The organism is Nocardioides marinus (assembly GCF_013408145.1).
Classification (GTDB): Bacteria; Actinomycetota; Actinomycetes; order Propionibacteriales; family Nocardioidaceae; genus Nocardioides; species Nocardioides marinus.
The window spans coordinates 2,520,121-2,538,120 of record NZ_JACBZI010000001.1 but is presented as its reverse complement, the minus strand read 5'-3'; the positions used below and the strand labels follow the sequence as shown (position 1 = coordinate 2,538,120).

Annotated in this window: 15 protein-coding genes; 7 read left to right on the top strand and 8 right to left on the bottom strand. The window is 73.7% G+C overall.

The features are described 5' to 3' along the window. Positions 1–194: 194 nt before the first annotated feature. From BKA05_RS12030 to BKA05_RS12010, 5 genes are read left to right on the top strand one after another with little or no spacing between them, the layout of a single operon-like run. Entirely contained in the window at positions 195–1,295 is a 1,101-nt protein-coding gene (locus BKA05_RS12030) for a hypothetical protein (protein ID WP_179531638.1), read from the top strand. Next, positions 1,292–2,191, top strand: coding sequence for a hypothetical protein (locus tag BKA05_RS12025; protein WP_179531637.1), 900 nt, complete (start codon positions 1,292–1,294; stop codon positions 2,189–2,191). The genes BKA05_RS12030 and BKA05_RS12025 overlap by 4 nt, the downstream gene beginning before the upstream one ends. Further along, positions 2,188–3,333, top strand: a complete 1,146-nt coding sequence (locus BKA05_RS12020) for a CbiQ family ECF transporter T component (RefSeq protein WP_343045647.1) — start codon at positions 2,188–2,190, stop codon at positions 3,331–3,333. Before BKA05_RS12025 ends, BKA05_RS12020 begins: the two co-directional genes overlap by 4 nt. Further along, positions 3,330–4,949, top strand: a complete 1,620-nt coding sequence (locus BKA05_RS12015) for an ABC transporter ATP-binding protein (protein ID WP_179531636.1) — start codon at positions 3,330–3,332, stop codon at positions 4,947–4,949. Before BKA05_RS12020 ends, BKA05_RS12015 begins: the two co-directional genes overlap by 4 nt. Continuing rightward, the gene (locus tag BKA05_RS12010) at positions 4,946–5,788 is read left to right on the top strand and encodes an ECF transporter S component (protein ID WP_343045646.1); all 843 of its coding nucleotides are present in this window, start codon (positions 4,946–4,948) and stop codon (positions 5,786–5,788) included. Before BKA05_RS12015 ends, BKA05_RS12010 begins: the two co-directional genes overlap by 4 nt. Before the next feature lie 16 nt (positions 5,789–5,804). Here the strand turns inward: BKA05_RS12010 and BKA05_RS12005 are convergent, their stop codons facing one another. From BKA05_RS12005 to BKA05_RS11990, 4 genes are all read right to left on the bottom strand, one after another. Beyond that, positions 5,805–6,992, bottom strand: a complete 1,188-nt coding sequence (locus tag BKA05_RS12005) for a PQQ-dependent sugar dehydrogenase (RefSeq protein ID WP_343045645.1) — start codon at positions 6,990–6,992, stop codon at positions 5,805–5,807. Further along, on the bottom strand, positions 6,989–7,903 hold the full coding sequence (locus BKA05_RS12000) for an alpha/beta fold hydrolase (RefSeq protein WP_179531635.1): 915 nt from the start codon (positions 7,901–7,903) through the stop codon (positions 6,989–6,991). The genes BKA05_RS12005 and BKA05_RS12000 overlap by 4 nt, the downstream gene beginning before the upstream one ends. Before the next feature lie 42 nt (positions 7,904–7,945). After that, positions 7,946–8,377, bottom strand: a complete 432-nt coding sequence (locus tag BKA05_RS11995) for a hypothetical protein (RefSeq protein WP_179531634.1) — start codon at positions 8,375–8,377, stop codon at positions 7,946–7,948. A 115-nt stretch (positions 8,378–8,492) separates the two neighbouring features. After that, entirely contained in the window at positions 8,493–9,368 is an 876-nt protein-coding gene (locus BKA05_RS11990; protein WP_179531633.1) for an EamA family transporter, read from the bottom strand. A 50-nt stretch (positions 9,369–9,418) separates the two neighbouring features. Between BKA05_RS11990 and BKA05_RS11985 the strand changes: the two genes are divergently transcribed. After that, positions 9,419–10,504, top strand: coding sequence for a WD40/YVTN/BNR-like repeat-containing protein (locus BKA05_RS11985; RefSeq protein ID WP_343045644.1), 1,086 nt, complete (start codon positions 9,419–9,421; stop codon positions 10,502–10,504). A 94-nt stretch (positions 10,505–10,598) separates the two neighbouring features. On the opposite strand, the gene BKA05_RS11980 is transcribed toward BKA05_RS11985, so the two are convergent. Next, on the bottom strand, positions 10,599–13,148 hold the full coding sequence (locus BKA05_RS11980) for a glycoside hydrolase family 65 protein (RefSeq protein ID WP_179533167.1): 2,550 nt from the start codon (positions 13,146–13,148) through the stop codon (positions 10,599–10,601). A 26-nt stretch (positions 13,149–13,174) separates the two neighbouring features. Further along, on the bottom strand, positions 13,175–13,939 hold the full coding sequence (locus BKA05_RS11975) for an HAD family hydrolase (RefSeq protein ID WP_343045643.1): 765 nt from the start codon (positions 13,937–13,939) through the stop codon (positions 13,175–13,177). A gap of 92 nt (positions 13,940–14,031) precedes the next feature. Here BKA05_RS11975 and ilvD point away from each other — a divergent pair, with 92 nt between their 5' ends. Further along, positions 14,032–15,720 (top strand): dihydroxy-acid dehydratase, encoded by a 1,689-nt coding sequence (gene ilvD / locus BKA05_RS11970; protein ID WP_179531632.1) that lies wholly within the window; start codon positions 14,032–14,034, stop codon positions 15,718–15,720. A 124-nt stretch (positions 15,721–15,844) separates the two neighbouring features. Here the strand turns inward: ilvD and BKA05_RS11965 are convergent, their stop codons facing one another. Beyond that, entirely contained in the window at positions 15,845–16,384 is a 540-nt protein-coding gene (locus tag BKA05_RS11965; RefSeq protein ID WP_179531631.1) for a dihydrofolate reductase family protein, read from the bottom strand. A gap of 46 nt (positions 16,385–16,430) precedes the next feature. Next, positions 16,431–17,960, bottom strand: a complete 1,530-nt coding sequence (locus tag BKA05_RS11960) for an acyl-CoA carboxylase subunit beta (protein WP_179531630.1) — start codon at positions 17,958–17,960, stop codon at positions 16,431–16,433. Positions 17,961–18,000 lie beyond the last annotated feature (40 nt).

Genomic DNA, 18,000 nt, shown 5'->3' with positions numbered 1-18,000 from the left:
CCCATCCACACGCGCCCTGCTGGGGGAAGCCGGTCCGAGTCCGGCGCTGACCCGCAACCGTAGGCGCGCCCCAGCCGGGGCGCGTGAGCCGGAGCACCCGCAAGGCGACGTACCCCCACACACGCTGTCGAGGAACGCAGCGGGGGACGCGGCCCGTGCCGTGCCCTCCCGCTGAGCAGCGGAGAGGACACCTCGTGAAGCACACCATCCTGCGCGGCGCCGTCGCGCTCACCGGCACCGCGGCGCTCGCGCTCGGCACCATCGCCCCGGCCGACGCCGCCCGCGCCGGCGTCCGCGAGGAGAAGAAGGCCGTCCAGTGGCTGGCCGGCGAGCTCGGCGAGGGCGACCTGCTGGTCAACGAGCAGTACGACTTCACCGACGTCGGCCTGAGCATCGATGCCGGCCTCGCGCTCAAGGGTGCTGAGCGCAAGGGCGCCGTCGCCCGCGACATCGCGGCCGCCGCGGCCGGTCAGGTCGCGTCCTACACCCAGGGCGGGGAGTTCGACGAGGGCGCGGTGTACGCCGGCGCCACGGCCAAGCTGGCCGCCTACACCCTCCTCGTCGGCGGTGACGCCACCGACGTCGACGGCACCGACCTGGTCGCCCAGCTCGAGGGCGTCACCACCGACGAGGGCCCCTCCGCCGGGCGGATCGTCGACCAGAGCGCGTACGGCGACTACGCCAACACCATCGGTCAGTCCTTCGCGGCGGTCGCGCTCTCGCGCGCCGGCTCCGCCGACGCCGACGCCGCCGTCTCCTTCCTGCTGCAGCAGCAGTGCGAGGAGGGCTACTTCCGGCTCCCGCTGACCGCTGACGCCGACGCCGAGGACCAGACCTGCGACGGTGCCGAGGGCCAGCCGAGCGTGGACACCACCGCGCTCGTGCTGAACCAGCTGCTCGAGGTCGATGGCGGCGCGGACGTGACCGCTGCGGTCGACGCCGCCGCGGCCTGGCTCGGCAGCGTCCAGAAGGACAACGGCTCGTTCGGCACCGGTGTCGACGGCGAGGGTGCCAACACCAACTCCACCGGCCTGGCCGGCTGGGCGCTCGGTGCGGTCGGCTCGTGCGGCAAGGCCCGCAAGGCTGCTCGCTGGGTGAAGAAGTTCCAGGTCGCGAGCAAGCACTCCGAGACCCAGCTGGACCAGGAGATCGGCGCGATCGCGTTCGACCGCGCGGCCTTCAAGGCCGGCAAGACCGACGGCATCACCGTCGAGACCCGCGACCAGTGGCGCCGGGCCGCCACGCAGGCCGCGCCGTCGCTGCAGAACCTCTCGAAGGCCACGTGCAAGCAGTGAGCCTGATCGCACGCGCGGTGGTCGTCGCCCTGGCGACGGCCACCGTCGTGCTGCCCCTCGGAGGGGTGGGCGCCGGGTCCGCCACCGCGGCCACGTGTGCGGCGGGCGGTGGCGTCAGCGTCGTGGTCGACTTCAACTCCCTCGGCGGCGGTGTGCAGACCGCGTGCGTGGCCGGGGGCGGCGGTGGCAAGGCCCCTGCACTCTTCGACGCAGCAGGGCACACCCTGACCCGCGTGCGCACCCAGCCGGGCTTCGTGTGCCGGGTCGACGACCTGCCCTCCGCGGAGCAGGAGGCGTGCCAGAACACCCCGCCGGCCGACGCCTACTGGGGCCTGTGGTGGTCCAACGGCACGTCGGGGACCTGGACCTACTCCACCGTCGGCGTCGACGGGCTCACCATCCCCGACGGCGGCTCCGTCGCCCTGTCGTGGGACGACGTCGACGGCTCCGCGCCGCCGAGCGCCACACCGCCGAAGGCAGCGGCGTCGAGTCCGAGCAGCGCCCCGGCGAGCAGCCCGACCGCCTCGCCCACGAAGAAGGCCACGCCCACCTCGGGTGGCGGTGGCTCGTCGAGCGGGTCGTCGCCCTCCGTCGCGGGCTCCTCGAGCGCGACGACGGGACCCAGCGCCACGAGCACCACCGACGGGTCGGCCACGAAGCGCCAGCGCGCTCGCAAGGGTCGTGACTCCGACGAGGCGACCGCGAGCGCCACGGCCACCGACTCGGCGACCCCGGAGGTCGAGTCGTCCGCGGACGCCTCCGCGGAGCGTCGTACGACGCAGGCGGCCGGGGCCGAGCCCGACGGCCTGCCCGTGTGGGTCGCGCCGGTGGCCCTGCTGGTGCTGGCCGCGGGTGGCGGCGGCGCCGTCTGGCTGCGCCGGAGATCTGCGTCGTGAACGCCGCGGTCACGAGCCTGCGCACCGCCCGCCTGCCACGCGACCTGCACCCGGTCGCGTGGTGGGTGTGGGCGCTCGGGCTCGCGGCCGCGGCGTCGATGACGACCAACCCGTTCTCCCTGCTGCTGCTCGTGGGCGCCGCGGCGGTCGTGGTGGCCGCGCGTCGCTCCGACCAGCCGTGGTCGCGCTCCTTCCGGATCTACCTGTGGCTGGGCCTGGCGATCGTGGTGCTGCGGGTGGTGTTCCGGCTGCTGCTCGGCGGCGGCTACCCGGGCACCGTCGTTCTGGACCTGCCGGCGATCCCGTTGCCGGAGTGGACCACCGGCATCACGCTGCTCGGGGCGATCACGCTCGAGTCGATCCTCGCCGGCCTCTACGACGGCATGCGGCTGGCCGCGATCGTCGTGTGCGTGGGCGCGGCCAACGCGCTGGCCAACCCCAAGCGGCTGCTGCGCTCGGTGCCGCCGGCGCTCTACGAGGTCGGAGCGGCCATGGTGGTCGCGGTGACGGTGCTGCCCCAGCTGGCCGACTCGGTGCGTCGGGTGCGCGCCGCCCAGGGCCTGCGGGCCGGGGCGGGTGGGCGCGTCCGAGGGGTGCGTCGCTTCCTGGTGCCGGTGCTGGAGGACGCGATCGACCGGTCGATGGCGATGGCCGCCGGCATGGACGCGCGCGGCTACGGCCGGGCGCCCGGCCTGGACCGGCGGGCCCGCGTGCGCACCGGTGCCCTGATGATCATCGGTCTGTGCGGCACCTGCCTGGGCACTTACGCGGTGCTCGACCGCACCGCCCCGCGCTACCTCGCGCTGCCCGTGCTCCTGCTCGGCGTGGGCCTGGCCGTGCTCGGGCTGGTCAGCGCCGGGCGCCGGGTCGAGCGCACCCGCTACCGCCCCGACGCCTGGCAGTGGCCGGAGTGGGTCGTCGCCGGGGCCGGCGTCCTGACCGCCGCGCTGTGGGTGTGGACGGCCCGGACCCAGCTGGCCATCTCCTACCCGGCCCTCGACGTGGTGCCGGTGATCGGCCTCGGCGTGCTCGCCGGCGTCGCCGTGGCGCTCGCGGGTGGCCTGGCCGCGCCGCCGCCGGCCTCCCCACCGGTCCCTCGGGGGCGGCTGGCCCGTGAGCAGGCCGAGGCGGTGGCCGCATGAGCGCGCCGGTGCTCGAGCTGCGGGGCGTCCGGTTCGGCTACCGCGCCGGGCATGCCCCGGTGCTCGCCGACGTCGACCTCGTCGTGGAGGAGGGCGAGCTGGTGCTGCTCTCCGGGCCCACCGGTGTCGGCAAGTCCACGCTGCTCGGCGTCGTCGCCGGTCTGGTGCCCCGCTTCTCCGGGGGCGTGCTGGCGGGCGACGTGCTGCTCGAGGGCGAGAGCGTGCTGCGCCGCCCGCCCCGCGACCGTGCCCACGTGGTGGGCTACGTCGGCCAGGACCCCGCGCTGGGCTTCGTCACCGACACCGTCGAGGAGGAGCTGGCCTACGGCATGGAGCAGCTCGGCCTCCCGGCCGCCACGATGCGACGCCGGGTCGAGGAGACCCTCGACCTGCTCGGCATCGCCGACCTGCGCGCCCGCGACCTGCGCACCCTCTCCGGCGGCCAGCAGCAGCGGGTCGCCATCGGCGCCGTGCTCACCATGCACCCCCGGCTGCTGGTCCTCGACGAGCCGACCTCGGCCCTCGACCCCACCGCGGCCGAGGAGGTGCTGGCCACCCTCACCCGGCTCGTGCACGACCTCGGGGTCTCGGTGCTGCTGGCCGAGCACCGGCTGGAGCGGGTGGTGCCGTTCGCCGACACGATGTGCCTGATGACCGGCGACGGGCGGGTCCAGGTCGGCGCCCCCGTCGACCTGCTGGCCTCCTCCCCGGTCGTGCCGCCGATCGTCGAGCTCGGGCGGGCCGCGGGCTGGAGCCCGCTGCCGCTCAGCGTGCGTGACGCCCGGCGGCGGGCTCGGGGGTTGGGCGACCGGCTCGCGGCGGCCTCCCCGGCCCCCGCGGCGCCGCCTGCCGACGCGGACGCTGACGGCCTGCGGGCCCGCGGGGTCACCGTGGTCCACGGCCGGGAGGTCGCCGTACGCTCCGTCGACCTGACGCTGCCCGCCGGCCGCGTCACCGCGCTGATGGGGCGCAACGGCTCCGGCAAGTCCTCGCTGCTGTGGGCGCTGCAGGGCACGGGTGCGCGCTTCGCCGGGACGGTGGAGGTACGCCGGGGCGAGACCGTCGCCGACCCTGCCGAGCGGCCCGCGGCGCAGCGACGTGCCCTGGTCGGGCTGCTCCCGCAGAACGCGGCGGACCTGCTCTACCTCGAGACCGTCGCCGAGGAGCTGGACGCGGGCGACGGTGGCGACGGCTCGTGCCGGGAGATCCTCGACTCGCTGGTGCCCGGCGTGCCCGACGACGCGCACCCGCGCGACCTGTCCGAGGGCCAGCGGCTCGCGCTGGCGCTCTCGCTGGTGCTGGCCGCCCGGCCCGGTGTGGTGCTGCTCGACGAGCCGACGCGTGGGCTGGACTACGCCGCCAAGCGGGTGCTGGCAGGGACGGTGCGAGACCTGGCGGCCGAGGGGCACGCGGTGCTGGTGGCCTCCCACGACGTGGAGTTCGTGGCCCAGGCCGCCGACGACGCGCTGGTGCTGGCCGACGGCGAGGTCGTGTCCCGTGGGCCGGCGCGAACGGTGGTCGCGGAGTCGCCGGCCTTCGCCCCGCAGGTCACCAAGGTGCTCGGCCCGCCGTGGCTGCGGGTCGACGAGGTGGTCGCCGCGCTGGAGACGGCGTGAGCGGGGGCGTCCCCGATCTGCGGGTCGCGGCCGTCCCGCTGTCGCGGCGCTCGCTGGCGGTGCTGGGGCTGGCGTCGTTCGCCGGCCTCATGATGCTGGTCTGGCCGCTGCTGCTGCGGGTGCCCGAGGGCACCCGGGTGGACCCGCCGTTCCTGTTCCTCGCGCTGCTGCCGGTCGTGGTCGCGGTGGTGCTGGCCGAGGTCACCGAGGGTGGCCTCGACGCGCGGGTCCTGGCGCTGCTCGGGGTGCTGAGCGCCGTCAACGCCGTCACCCGGGCGATCTCCCCGGGGCTCTCGGGCGTGGAGCTGGTCTTCTTCCTGCTGATCATCTCCGGGCGGGTGCTGGGGCCCGGGTTCGGCTTCGCGCTGGGGTGCACGTCGTTGTTCGCCTCGGCGCTGATGACCGCCGGGGTCGGGCCGTGGCTGCCGTACCAGATGCTCATCTCGGCCTGGGTCGGCATGGGCGCCGGGCTGCTGCCGCGGGCGCGGGGGCGCCTCGAGATCGTGCTGCTGGCGGCCTACGCCGTGGTGGCGGCGTACCTCTTCGGGGCGCTGATGAACCTCTCCAGCTGGCCCTTCGCCCTCGGCATCGCCGTGCCCGGCCACGAGGGCGAGCTGTCCTACGTGCCCGGCGCGCCGCTGCTGGAGAACCTCCACCGCTTCGGCGTCTACACGCTGCTCACCTCCACCGGCGGCTGGGACACCATGCGCGCGATCACCAACGCCGCTGCCGTGGTCATCCTCGGCCCCGCTGTCCTGGCCGTGCTCCGTCGGGCCGCGCGGCGGGCGACGGTGGTGGGGACGGTGGCCGAGCCGGCAGGTTCATCGGCCGGCCGATGAACCGTGCCGAGCGTGCTCAGGGCCGGATCTGCAGGATCTTGTCGTCCCCGTCGACGGGGGAGCCCCGACCGTCACGGTTGCTGGTGGTGACCCAGAGCGTGCCGTCGGGCGCGGCGACGACCGAGCGCAGCCGCCCGTGGTCGCCGACGAAGAAGGCGCGCGGCTTGCGGGCCTTCTTGCTCTTCACCTCGACCCGCCACAGCCGCTGGCCCTTCAGGGCCCCGAGCCACAACCGGCCGTCGGCGTAGGCCAGGCCAGAGGGGGAGGCGTCGTCGGTGGCCCAGGTGACCTGGGGGTCGACGTAGCCCTGCTTCTTCCCGCCCTCGCCCTCGACCGCGGGCCAGCCGTACTCGCGCCCGGCGGTGATCAGGTTGAGCTCGTCGAAGCGGTCCTGGCCGAACTCCGAGGCCCACAGCTTGGTGCCGACGAAGGCCAGCCCCTGGATGTTGCGGTGGCCGAGCGTCCACACGGGGGAGTCGGGGTCGGGGTTCCCGGGCGCGGGGTCGCCGTCGGGGGTGATCCGCAGGACCTTGCCGCCCAGGTCGTCGGGGTCCGCGGCGCGCGGCGGATCGCCGGCCTCGCCGGTGGAGACGTAGAGGTAGCCGTCGGGGCCGAAGACCAGCTGGCCGCCGTCGTGGATGAACCCGTTGGGGATCCCGGTCAGCACCGACTCGAGCTCGCCGAGCCGCTCGCCCTCGAGCACGCCGCGCACCACCCGGTTGTCGGTGGGGGTGGTGAGGTAGAGGTAGACCAGCCCGTCGTCGTCGTACGACGGTGACACGGCCACCCCGAGCAGCCCTCCCTCGCCCGCGGGCGCGGCGGCGTCGACCGTGGCGACCTCGACGACCTCGTGCTCGGGTCCGCGCAGCAGCAGCACGCGCGTGGAGTCCCGCTCGGTGACGATCGCGTCGCCGTCGGGCAGGAACGCGATGCCCCACGGCACCTCGAGACCGGTCGCGATCGTGCCGACGAGCTCGGGCGGCCCGGACTCCTCGCCGGCGTCGGTCGGGTCGTCGGTCGGGTCGTCGGTCGGCGACCCGGTGGCTGCGGTGCTGGAGGGCGCGCTGGTCGGCACGGGCAGCGGGGTGCCGGTGGCGGTCGTCTCGATGATCGTGACCGTCGAGGTGCTGCCCTCCTGCAGGCAGCCGGTCAGCGCGAGCGGCAGCACCGCGGCGGCAGCGACGCCCCGGCGCAGGCGGGTCACGAGACCTTCTCGAGCAGCTCCAGCAGCAGCGCGTGGACCTCCTCGGGGCGTTCGAGGCCCAGGAAGTGGCTGCCCGGCAGCTCGACGTAGGTCGCACCCTCGATGCGGTCGGCGGCGGTACGCATGTCGCGCGCGCCGGCCAGGACGTCCCAGCGGCCGGCGACGAACGTCGCCGGCACCCGGATGTTGCGCAGCGAGACACGCCCGTGCTCGGAGGTGCGCAGCGCGAGGTGGAAGTACCAGTCCAAGGGGGTCGTCAGGAACTCGGTGATCGCCGTGGCGGTCATCTCGGGGTCGCGGACCGGCAGCATGAAGCCGCTGTGGCTGAGCAGGTCCACCGCACGCTTGCCGATGGGCAGCCGCCGGGCGATGGGGGTCAGGGCCCACCCGGCGTGCTTGGCGGCGCGGGCGGCGTTGATCGTGAGCGTGCGGGAGACGACGTGCGGCAGGTGCAGCGGGCCCAGCATCGTGGCGAAGGTGTCACCGGGGACCCCGGCGACGGCGAAGAGGCCCGAGACCCGCTCGGGGTGGCGGAAGGCCAGCTCGAACATCGTGTTGACGCCCATCGACCAGCCCATGAGCACGGCCCTGGCCACCCCGAAGTGGTCCATGACCGACAGCCCGTCCTCGACGAACTCCTCGATCCCGCAGCGCTCGGGGTCCTCGGGCCGCTGGGAGCCGCCGGTGCCGCGGTGGTTCCAGGAGACGACCCGGACCTCGCAGGCGGGGTCGAGCAGTGCCGGCCAGGTCCACGGGTTGGTGCCCAGGCCGTTGCAGAGCACCACCGTCGGCCCCGGCTTGGTGCCCTCGGGGTCGTTGGTCCACGCCCGCAGGCGGGTGCCGTCGTCGGAGAGCACCTCGTGGAAGGTGACGGAGGAGGTCGTGACCGCTCGGTCCGCGGAGGTCGGCATGCCGCGATTGTGCCCGAGACCGAGCCGGGGTGGGGGCGCTGCTCAGCCGTGGGCGGTGTGACCCGGGTGACCCCCAGGATCAGCCTGCGCGCGACCGGGGCCGTCGGACGGCTGCGGCTCGTGCCCGGCGAGGGCGTCGAGCCGGCTCTGCTCGGTGGCGGGGGCGGGGACCCGGGCGGCGAGGAACTCCTCGACCTCCTCCCGCTCCGCGCGGCGCACCGCCAGGGCGGTACCGGCGACCATGGCGTTGCGGCACGCCGAGCGCTGGGAGTCGACCGCCCAGCGCTGCACCGAGGTGAGCACCGAGCCCGGCAGCCGTGAGCTGAGGGCCTGCCACGCCGAGCCGGACACGCTGCGGGTCGTGGTGAGGACCGTCAGGCGGGGCGTCGCGGCGGACGGCGGCGTACGGGGTGCCTCGGACTGCATGCGGGACGACTCCTCGGGGGACAGCAGGGAGCCAGTGGGTGGGGCCATCGGCGGGTACGCGACCCACCCTAGGTCGTGAGAGTGCTCTCACAAGGGCGCGCGTGTGACGTCTCCGTGAACGGGTCCGCTTCCGGCCATGAGCAGCCGGCTCGGCGGGGGCGGGTCAGTCCCGGAGCACGGCCTGCTGGCCGCTGCGGGTCGCGCCGACGCTGGCGACGACGACGCAGGCGATGGCGGCGTACTGCGGGGGCCCGAGCAGCTCGCCGAGCACGGCGATGCCGGCCAGCGCGGCGGCGGCCGGCTCCAGGCTCATCAGGATCCCGAAGACCCCGGGGGAGAGGGTGCGCAGCGCGACCAGCTCGCAGCTGTAGGGGATCACCGAAGACAGCACCCCGACGGCGGCGCCGACCAGCAGCACCCACGGGTCGAGCAGGTCGGTCCCGCCGATGCCGACGGCGAGCGGCGTCAGCAGCACGGTCGCGACGACACTGGCGACGGCCAGGCCGTCCAGCCCCTCCCAGCGGCGCCCTGTGCGCGCGCTGAGCAGGATGTACGCCGCCCACGCTGCGCCCGCGAGCAGGGCGAACCCGACCCCGGCGGCATCGAGGTGGTCGCCGTCGAAGCCGAGCAGCAGCACCCCGGCTCCCGCGAGGAGCACCCACAGCAGGTCCCGCGGACGTCGGGACCCGAGCACCGCGAGCGCCAGCGGACCGATGAACTCGATCGTGACCGCCACCCCGAGCGGGATGCGCGCGAACGACTGGTAGATCGCCCAGTTCATCAGGCCCAGGCTGAGACCGAACGCCACCACCACCGCCCAGTCCTCGCGGCTGCGGCCGCGCACCCGCGGCCGCAGGACCGCCACGAGCACCAGCACGCTGGTGGCCAGGCGCAGCCACACGATCGTGGTCGGCGCGACGTCGTCGAACAGCGACTTGGCGAAGCCGGCACCGAGCTGGACCGAGGCGATCCCGATGAGCACGAGCCAGACGGGTGACACCGTCGGTGCCGAGGTGTTCGATGAGTTCGGCCCGGTCACCGGGTCAACCTAGGTGATCACGACACGTGGACGACGGACGGGAGGCAGCCGTGAGCAGCACGGTGCTGATGGTGGGGACCCGCAAGGGTCTGTGGGTCGGACGCTCGGACGAGGCCCGCCGGGAGTGGGAGTGGAGCGGCCCGCACAGCGACATGGAGGAGGTCTACTCCTGCCTGGTCGACACCCGCGGGGGCACGCCCCGCCTGCTGGTGGGCGCGTCGTCGTCGTGGCTGGGCCCGCAGGTGCGGATCAGCGAGGACCTCGGCGCCACCTGGCGCGACGCCGAGCAGGCGCCGCGCTTCCCCGACGACGTCGACGCCTCGGTCGAGCGGGTCTGGCAGCTCGCGGCCGGTGCGCAACCGAGCGTGGTGTGGGCCGGCACCGAGCCGGGGGCGATCTTCCGCTCCACCGACGGCGGCGAGACCTACGCCCTCGAGCGCAACCTCTGGGACCACCCGCACCGCGCCGAGTGGGGCGCGGGCTTCGGCGGGCAGGCCTTCCACACCGTCCTCCCGCACCCGGAGGACCCCGCGTCGGTCACCGCTGCGATCTCCACCGGCGGGGTCTACCGGACCACCGACGACGGCGCCTCGTGGCACCCGCGCAGCCAGGGCATCTCCGCGATCTTCCTGCCCGAGGGCCAGCAGTTCCCGCCCTACGGGCAGTGCGTGCACAAGGTCGCCCGCCACCCCTCCCGTCCCGAGCGGCTCTACGTGCAGAACCACGGCGGGGTCTTCCGCTCCGACGACGAGGGCGGCTCCTACACCTCCATCGCCGACGGCCTGCCCTCGGACTTCGGGTTCCCGATGGTCGTGCACCCCCACGAGCCCGACACGATCTACACCTTCCCGCTCGGCGGCGGCGAGGGGCGCTACCCGGTCGGCGCGAGGGCCCGGGTGTGGTGCTCGCGCGACGCCGGCGACACCTGGGAGGAGCTCGGCGCCGGGCAGCTGCCCGACAGCTTCTACGTGGGAGTCATGCGCGACGCCATGACGGTCGACGACCACGCCACGGCGGGGGTGTACGTCGGCGCGCGCAACGGGTCGGTGTGGGTCTCGCCCGATGCCGGGGAGACGTGGCTCTGCGCCGTACGCGACCTGCCGGACGTGATGTGCGTGCGCGCCGCCGCGGTCTGAGCCGCCTCCACGCCGAGCCGGCGTATTGATACGCCGGTTCGACCCGACGGCCAGGCCGAGCCGGCGTATTGATACGCCGGTTCGGCAGTCCCGGTCAGTCCTGGAGGCCGAAGGCGGGTGGGTCGGTGGGCGGGGGACCGGCGAGCTCCGGGGCCTCGTCGGCCATCGGGATCGGCTCCGGCACGCCGGCGGTGATCTTCGAGCCGTCGGCGCGCGTGCCGCCGAGCTGCGGGTGCTCGTCGAGCTCGTGTCCCAGCCGGGTGCCGGCCGCGCCCCCCTCGCCGAGAGGTACGACGAGGGGCTCGTCGGCGTGCACGACGTGCTCGCTCCCGCGCACGCTCACCGGGACCCCGCCGGTGCCCGCGACCACGGTGAACGTCATCGAGTCCGCGGCCAACCGCACCCGGACCCGCGAGTCGCGCCACACCAGCGCGAACGTCAGCTGGTCGAACGCGTCGGGCAGTCGCGGGTCGAAGCTCAGCCGACCGCCGCGGTCGCGCATCCCGCCGAAGCCGCAGACCAGCGCCGACCACACACCGCCGGTCGAGGCGATGTGCATGCCGTCCACGGTGTTGCCGTGCAGGTTGGCCAGGTCGACGTACAACGCCTGCCGGAAGTACTCCCACGCCTGCTCGTGGTAGCCGACCTCGGCCGCCATCACGGATTGCACGACCGCCGACAACGTGGAGTCGCCGGTGGTGATCGGGTCGTAGTACTCGAAGTCGGCGCGCTTCTCCTCCGCGGTGAACCGGTCGCCCTGGAGGAACAGTGCGAGCACGACGTCGGCCTGCTTGAGCACCTGGAACCGGTAGATCACCAGCGGGTGGTAGTGCAGCAGCAGGGGTCGCAGCTCGTCGGGGGTGCGGGAGAGGTCCCAGACCTCACGGTCGAGGAAGAAGTCGTCCTGGGGGTGGATGCCCAGGCCCTCGTCGAAGGGGATGTGCATGCCCTCGGCGCAGCGCGCCCACTCCGCGACCTCGTCGTCCTCGAGGCCCAGACGGGCGCAGATCTGGCGGAAGTCGACCGGGTGGTCACGACGGATCCGCTCGACGGCGGCGACGGCCTGCTCGAGGTTGTGCCGGGCCATCACGTTGGTGAACAGGTTGTTGTTGACGACCGTCGTGTACTCGTCGGGGCCGGTGACGCCGTGGATGTGGAAGGTCGGCGTGCCGTTCTCGCGCCAGAAGCCGAGGTCGGCCCACATCCGGGAGGTCTCGACGAGGATGTCGATGCCGTGGCGCAGCAGGAAGCCCACGTCGTCGGTGGCGGCGAGGTACTGCGTCAGCGCGTAGACCACGTCGGCGTCGATGTGGACCTGGGCGGTGCCGGCGGCGTAGTAGGCCGAGGCCTCCTCGCCGTTGATCGTGCGCCAGGGGAACAGCGCGCCCTTCTGGGCCATCTCCGCGGCCCGGTGCCGCGCGGCGTCGAGCATCCGGGAGCGGAAGTGCAGGAGGTTCTTGGCCAGCGCCGGCTGGGTGTAGGTGAGGAACGGCGCGACGTAGATCTCGGAGTCCCAGAAGTAGTGGCCCTCGTAACCGGACCCCGTGACGCCCTTCGCGGGCACGCCCCACTGGTCGGCGCGGGCGGATGCCTGCGCCAGGGAGAACAGGTTGAACCGGATCGCCTGCTGGGTGGCGCGGGCCTCGTCGTCGGAGCGCTCGGAGAGCGTGTCCACGTCGGCGGCGTCCCAGAACGCGTCGAACCACGCGCGCTGCTCGGCGACGGCGTCACCGATGCCCTGGCGGGCGGCGCGGTCCAGGGTGCGGTCGCAGCGGTCGGCCAGCTCGCGGACCGGCACGCCGCGCGAGGAGTGGTAGGCCACGACCTTCTCCAGCCGCACCGGGCGGCCCTGGTCGGCCTGCACCCGGTAGACCATCTTGGCCAGGTCGTCGTCGTGGCGGACCACGACGTCGGCGTCGTCGTGGGTGTGCAGCGTGTGGTCGGCCGCGACGGCGATCGTCATCTTCGAGGAGGCGCACTGGTAGCCCAGCAGCATCCGGTCGTCCTCGACCTGGCTCATCCGCGGCAGCAGCACCCGGTGCTCGAAGCTGCCGGCCTTGCGCGGGTCCACGCCCTCGCCCATGGCCGCCGACGCGTCGTGGTACTCGTCGGTGCCGTCCTGGCGGTTGAGCAGCTGGGAGGAGATCACGATCGGGGCGTCGCCCTCGAGCATGGTGACCTCGAGGGTGAGCAGCGCCAGGTGGCGCTGGGTCATCGAGACCATCCGGGTCGAGTCGACCTTGACCCGCTTGCCCGACGGGGTGCGCCACACCAGGGAGCGGCGCAGCACCCCGTCCCGGAAGTCCAGGATGCGCTCGTAGTGCTCGAGGTCGGCGGTGCCGAGGATCAGCGGCTCGTCGTCGACGTAGAGCTTCATCAGCTTGGCGTCGGGGACGTTGACGATCGTCTGGCCGGTGCGCGCGAAGCCGTAGGCGGCCTCGGCGTGCCGGATCTCCCACGTCTCGTGGAAGCCGTTGACGAAGGTGCCGTGCGCGTAGGCGTCACGACCCTCCTCGGGGTTGCCGCGCATCCCGAGGTAGCCGTTGGCCACGGTGAACAGCGTCTCGGTCACCCCGAGGTCGTGGTGGCCCGGGGTGCGCTCGACCAGGCGCCACGGGTCGACGGGGAAGCGGCTGCGGTCCATCGGGTCGCCGAGGACCGGCCCGCGGCTCACTGACCGGCCCCGTCGGTGGCGGCGGGCACCAGCTCGACCAGGTCGGAGACGACCACGTCGGCCCCGGCGTCGCTGAGCACGTCGCGGCCGGCCCCGCGGTCGACGCCGACGACGAGCGCGAAGCCCCCCGCCGCACCGGCGCGTACGCCGGAGACCGCGTCCTCCACGACCACGGCCGCCTCCCGGGGGACCCCCAGGGCGTCCGCGGCGTGCTGGAAGGTGTCGGGTGCGGGCTTGCCGGGCAGGCCCTCGGCGGCAGCGACGCGACCGTCGACGACCGTCGAGAAGCGGTCGGACAACCCGGCGGCGTCCAGCACCGCGGGGGCGTTGGCGCTCGAGGAGACGATCGCCAGCGGCGTACCGAGGTCGCGCAGGTGGTCGAGCAGGGCGACGGTGCCCGGGTAGGGGTCGACGCCGTCGCGCTCGAGCACGGCGTTGAAGGCGTCGTTCTTGCGGTCGCCGAGGCCCTGCACCGACTGCGGGTCGCCGGACTCGGGCAGCGAGATGCCGCGGGAGGCGAGGAAGTCGCGGACGCCGTCGTAGCGGGGCTTGCCGTCGACGTGGGCGAAGTAGTCGGCGTCGGTGTAGGGGGAGCGGTCGTCGGCCGGGCCGTCGTAGGCGGCCAGGAACTCGTTGAACATCTCCGCCCACGCACGCATGTGCACCTCGGCGGTGGGGGTGATCACGCCGTCGAGGTCGAAGAGCACGGCGGCGTGGTCGGGCCAGGTCACCGTCGGGGGTGCGGCAGGGGATCCAGTCACCCGAAGAGGCTAGGGCGTCGGTGCGCACCCGCGCAGCCGGAGGGTTGAGACGTGTCGAAAGCGTGAGAGCCGTCGCACGTAGGCTTTCCCCCATGACCGGACCCGACAGCACCCCCGACCTGAAGCCCCGCTCCCGCGACGTCACCGACGGTCTCGAGCGGGCCGCGTCGCGAGGGATGCTGCGGGCCGTAGGCATGGGCGACGACGACTGGGAGAAGCCGCAGATCGGCGTGGCGTCCAGCTGGAACGAGATCACCCCCTGCAACCTCTCGCTCGACCGGCTGGCCAAGGCGGTCAAGAACGGCGTGCACGCCGCCCAGGGCTACCCCCTGGAGTTCGGCACGATCTCGGTCTCCGACGGCATCTCGATGGGCCACGAGGGCATGCACTTCTCGCTGGTCTCCCGCGAGGTCATCGCCGACTCCGTCGAGGTGGTCATGAACGCCGAGCGCCTCGACGGCTCGGTGCTGCTGGCCGGCTGTGACAAGTCGCTGCCCGGCATGCTGATGGCCGCCGCCCGGCTCGACCTGGCCAGCGTCTTCCTCTACGCCGGCTCGATCATGCCCGGCCAGGTCGACGGCAAGGACGTCACCATCATCGACGCCTTCGAGGCCGTCGGTGCGTGCCTGGCCGGCAAGATCAGCCGTGACGAGGTCGACCGGATCGAGCGCGCGATCTGCCCCGGCGAGGGCGCCTGCGGCGGCATGTACACCGCCAACACGATGGCCGCCGTCGGCGAGGCGCTGGGCATGTCGCTGCCCGGCTCGGCCGCGCCGCCGGCCGTCGACCGCCGCCGCGACGGCTTCGCCCACCGCTCCGGCGAGGCCGTGGTCAACCTGATCGCGAAGGGCATCACCGCCCGCCAGATCATGACGATGGAGGCCTTCGAGAACGCCATCACCGTCGTGATGGCGCTGGGCGGCTCCACCAACGCCGTGCTGCACCTGCTGGCCATCGCCCGCGAGGCCGAGGTGCCGCTGACCATCGACGACTTCAACCGCATCGGCGACAAGGTGCCGCACCTGGGCGACCTCAAGCCGTTCGGCAAGTACGTCATGAACGACGTCGACAAGATCGGCGGCATCCCCGTGGTGATGAAGGCGCTGCTCGACGCCGGTCTCATGCACGGCGACGCGCTCACCGTCACGGGCAAGACGCTGGCCGAGAACCTCGCCGACCTCAACCCGCCGGCCCTCGACGACGACGTCATCCGTTCGCTCGAGCGCCCGATCCACAAGACCGGCGGCCTGACGATCCTCAAGGGCTCGCTGGCCCCCGACGGGGCCGTGGTGAAGTCCGCCGGCTTCGACGAGACCGTCTTCGAGGGCACCGCCCGGGTCTTCGACGGCGAGCGCGCCGCGATGGACGCGCTGGCGGCCGGCAAGATCGTCGCGAACGACGTCGTGGTCATCCGCTACGAGGGCCCCAAGGGCGGCCCCGGCATGCGCGAGATGCTCGCCATCACCGGTGCCATCAAGGGCGCGGGCCTCGGCAAGGACGTCCTGCTGCTCACCGACGGCCGCTTCTCCGGGGGCACGACCGGTCTCTGCGTCGGCCACGTCGCCCCCGAGGCCGTCGACGGCGGCCCGATCGCCTTCGTCCGCGACGGCGACAAGATCACCCTCGACGTCCTCAACCGCACCCTCGAGGTCGAGCAGGGCGAGGACTGGGACTCCCGCAGGGAGGGCTGGGCCCCGAACCCGCCGAAGTACACCAAGGGTGTGCTCGGCAAGTACGCCAAGATCGTCTCCTCCGCCGCGCACGGCGCCGTCACGGGCTGACGGGGACGCCGGACGAGGACAGGCACAACCACGGCCCGACCCTCCAAGAACCCGCGTCTGCCCAGGTCAGGCGTGCGCGGCGACGGAGGGTCGGTCCTTGCGCCTGTTTTCGTACGAGCGGCCGTCAGCGGACGACGTCGAGCACCTGCAGCGTGACCCCGTTGGCGTAGGCCGCGTGCTCGACGAGCTCGAGCTTCACCGTCTCGCCGGAGTCGGCGAAGAGCCTCTTGCCGGCGCCGAGGACGAGCGGGAAGACGAGCAGGTGCAGCCGGTCCACGAGCCCGGCGGCGAGCAGCCCCTGGGACAGGGTGGCCGACCCGTGGACGTAGATCGGCCCCTCGCCCTCGTCGGTGCGCGCCTTGAGGGCCGCGACGTCGTCGAGGGACCGCAGCACGTGGGTGTTGGTCCAGTCCGAGCCCTGGAGCGTCGAGGAGACGACGTACTTCGGCATCGCGTTGTAGGCCTCGAACTCCTCCATCGACGGCCACACCGGCGCGAACTCGTCGTGGGAGACGCGGCCGAGCAGCAGCGCGCTGGCCTCCTCCTGCTCGCGGCCCTTGATGTCGTAGGCGGCCTCCTCGAACGGGACCTCCGAGAAGGTCCAGCTGGGGTCCTCCACGACGCCGTCGAGGGTGATGAACTCGGTGACGATCAGCTTCCTCATGTCCGCATCAGACCAGCCGGCACCGACGGACTCATCGGTGGGCGCCTCACCACGTGTCGACCGGACGTCCGCTGCCGACCAGCCGACCGTCGCGATCCGCGGCGTCGAGCAGCCGCACGAGCACCCCGCGGGTCTCGGCGGGGTCGATGACGTCGTCGATCTCGAAGTGGCGCGCGACCTCGAGGGCGGTCGAGCTCGCCTGGGCGTACGCCGTGAGCTCCCGCACCCGCGCCTCGCGCTCGGCCTCGTCCTCGATCGCCTCGAGCTCGCGGCGCATCGAGAGCCGCACCGCTCCCTCGAGCCCCATCGCACCGAGGTGCGCACCGGGCCAGGCCAGCGTCATCAGCGGCTCGTGGGTGCTGCCGCCGAGCATCGCCTGGGCGCCGAGGCCGTACCCGCGACGCAGCACCACCCCGATCAGCGGCACCTCCATCCGCGCGGCGGCGACCAGCAGCCGTGAGGTGTGCCGGACCAGGCCGGTGCGCTCCGCGTCGGCGCCGACCATCATCCCGGGGGTGTCGACCAGCGAGACGACCGGGAAGCCGTGGGCGTCGCACAGCTGCAGGAACCGGGCGGCCTTGTCGCCGGCGTCGGCGGTGATCGCGCCGGCCCAGTGCCGGGTGTCGTTGCCGAGGACGCCGACGGTGCGGCCCTCGACGCGCCCGAGCGCGGTGAGCAGCTCGGGGGCGAAGGTGGGTCGCAGCACCGTCACCGAGTCCTCGTCGCACAGCGTCTCGACGATCGGCAGCAGCTCGTAGGCGGTGCGCTCACCCTCGGGCACGGCGTCGCGCAGGGCGCTCTGGTCCGGTGCGGTCCAGCTCGACGACCGCCCGAGGAAGTAGCCGATCAGCTCGCGGGCGGTGCCGACCGCGTCGTCCGTGGTCACGTCGACCACGCCGTTGGCCTCCATCACCTCGATCGGACCCACGTCGGCGGCCGCCACGTCCCCGAGCCCTCCGCCGGCGATCATCGCGGGCCCGCCCATGCCCAGCGAGGCACGCTCGGTGGCGACGATGAGGTCCGAGCAGCCGGCGATGACGGCGTTGCCGGCGAAGCAGTTGTCCTCGACCACCGCGATCCGCGGCACCCGCCCGGAGAGCCGGGCCCACGCCGCGAACGTCGTCACGTCGAGCGCCGAGACCAGGGGGATGTCGGTGTCGCCCGGTCGGCCGCCCCCGCCCGCGGCGAAGAAGACGGTGGGCAGGCCCAGCCGCGAGACCACGTCGATGAGCCGGTCGGTCTTGCGGTGCCCGCGCATCCCCTGGGTGCCGGCCATGACGAGGTAGTCGTAGGACATGACGGCCACCTGGTGGCCCTCGATCGTCGCGAGCCCGCCCACGATCCCGTCGGCCACGCTGCGGTCCAGGAGCTCCTCGAGCGGACGGCGCTGGGACTGGGCCGCGGTCACGAAGCGCCCGTACTCCACGAACGAGCCGTCGTCGACCAGCGCCGCGACGTTCTCCCGGGCGGTGCGGCCGCCGCGCGCGTGCAGCCGCTCGACGGCGTCGGGGCGGGCGGAGTCCTCGGTCAGGGCCCGCCGCGCGAGCACCTCCAGCAGCTCGGGGCGGATGCTCATGCCGGGAGCATGCCAGCAGCCCCGCGCCCCCTCGGGTAGA

Coding starts and splice junctions, on each gene's coding strand:
- BKA05_RS12015 (WP_179531636.1), top strand. CDS start 3,330: ATGAGCGCGCCGGTGCTCGAGCTGCGGGGCGTCCGGTTCGGCTACCGC.
- BKA05_RS12000 (WP_179531635.1), bottom strand. CDS start 7,903: ATGCCGACCTCCGCGGACCGAGCGGTCACGACCTCCTCCGTCACCTTC.
- BKA05_RS11995 (WP_179531634.1), bottom strand. CDS start 8,377: ATGGCCCCACCCACTGGCTCCCTGCTGTCCCCCGAGGAGTCGTCCCGC.
- BKA05_RS11980 (WP_179533167.1), bottom strand. CDS start 13,148: ATGGACCGCAGCCGCTTCCCCGTCGACCCGTGGCGCCTGGTCGAGCGC.
- ilvD (WP_179531632.1), top strand. CDS start 14,032: ATGACCGGACCCGACAGCACCCCCGACCTGAAGCCCCGCTCCCGCGAC.
- BKA05_RS11965 (WP_179531631.1), bottom strand. CDS start 16,384: ATGAGGAAGCTGATCGTCACCGAGTTCATCACCCTCGACGGCGTCGTG.
- BKA05_RS11960 (WP_179531630.1), bottom strand. CDS start 17,960: ATGAGCATCCGCCCCGAGCTGCTGGAGGTGCTCGCGCGGCGGGCCCTG.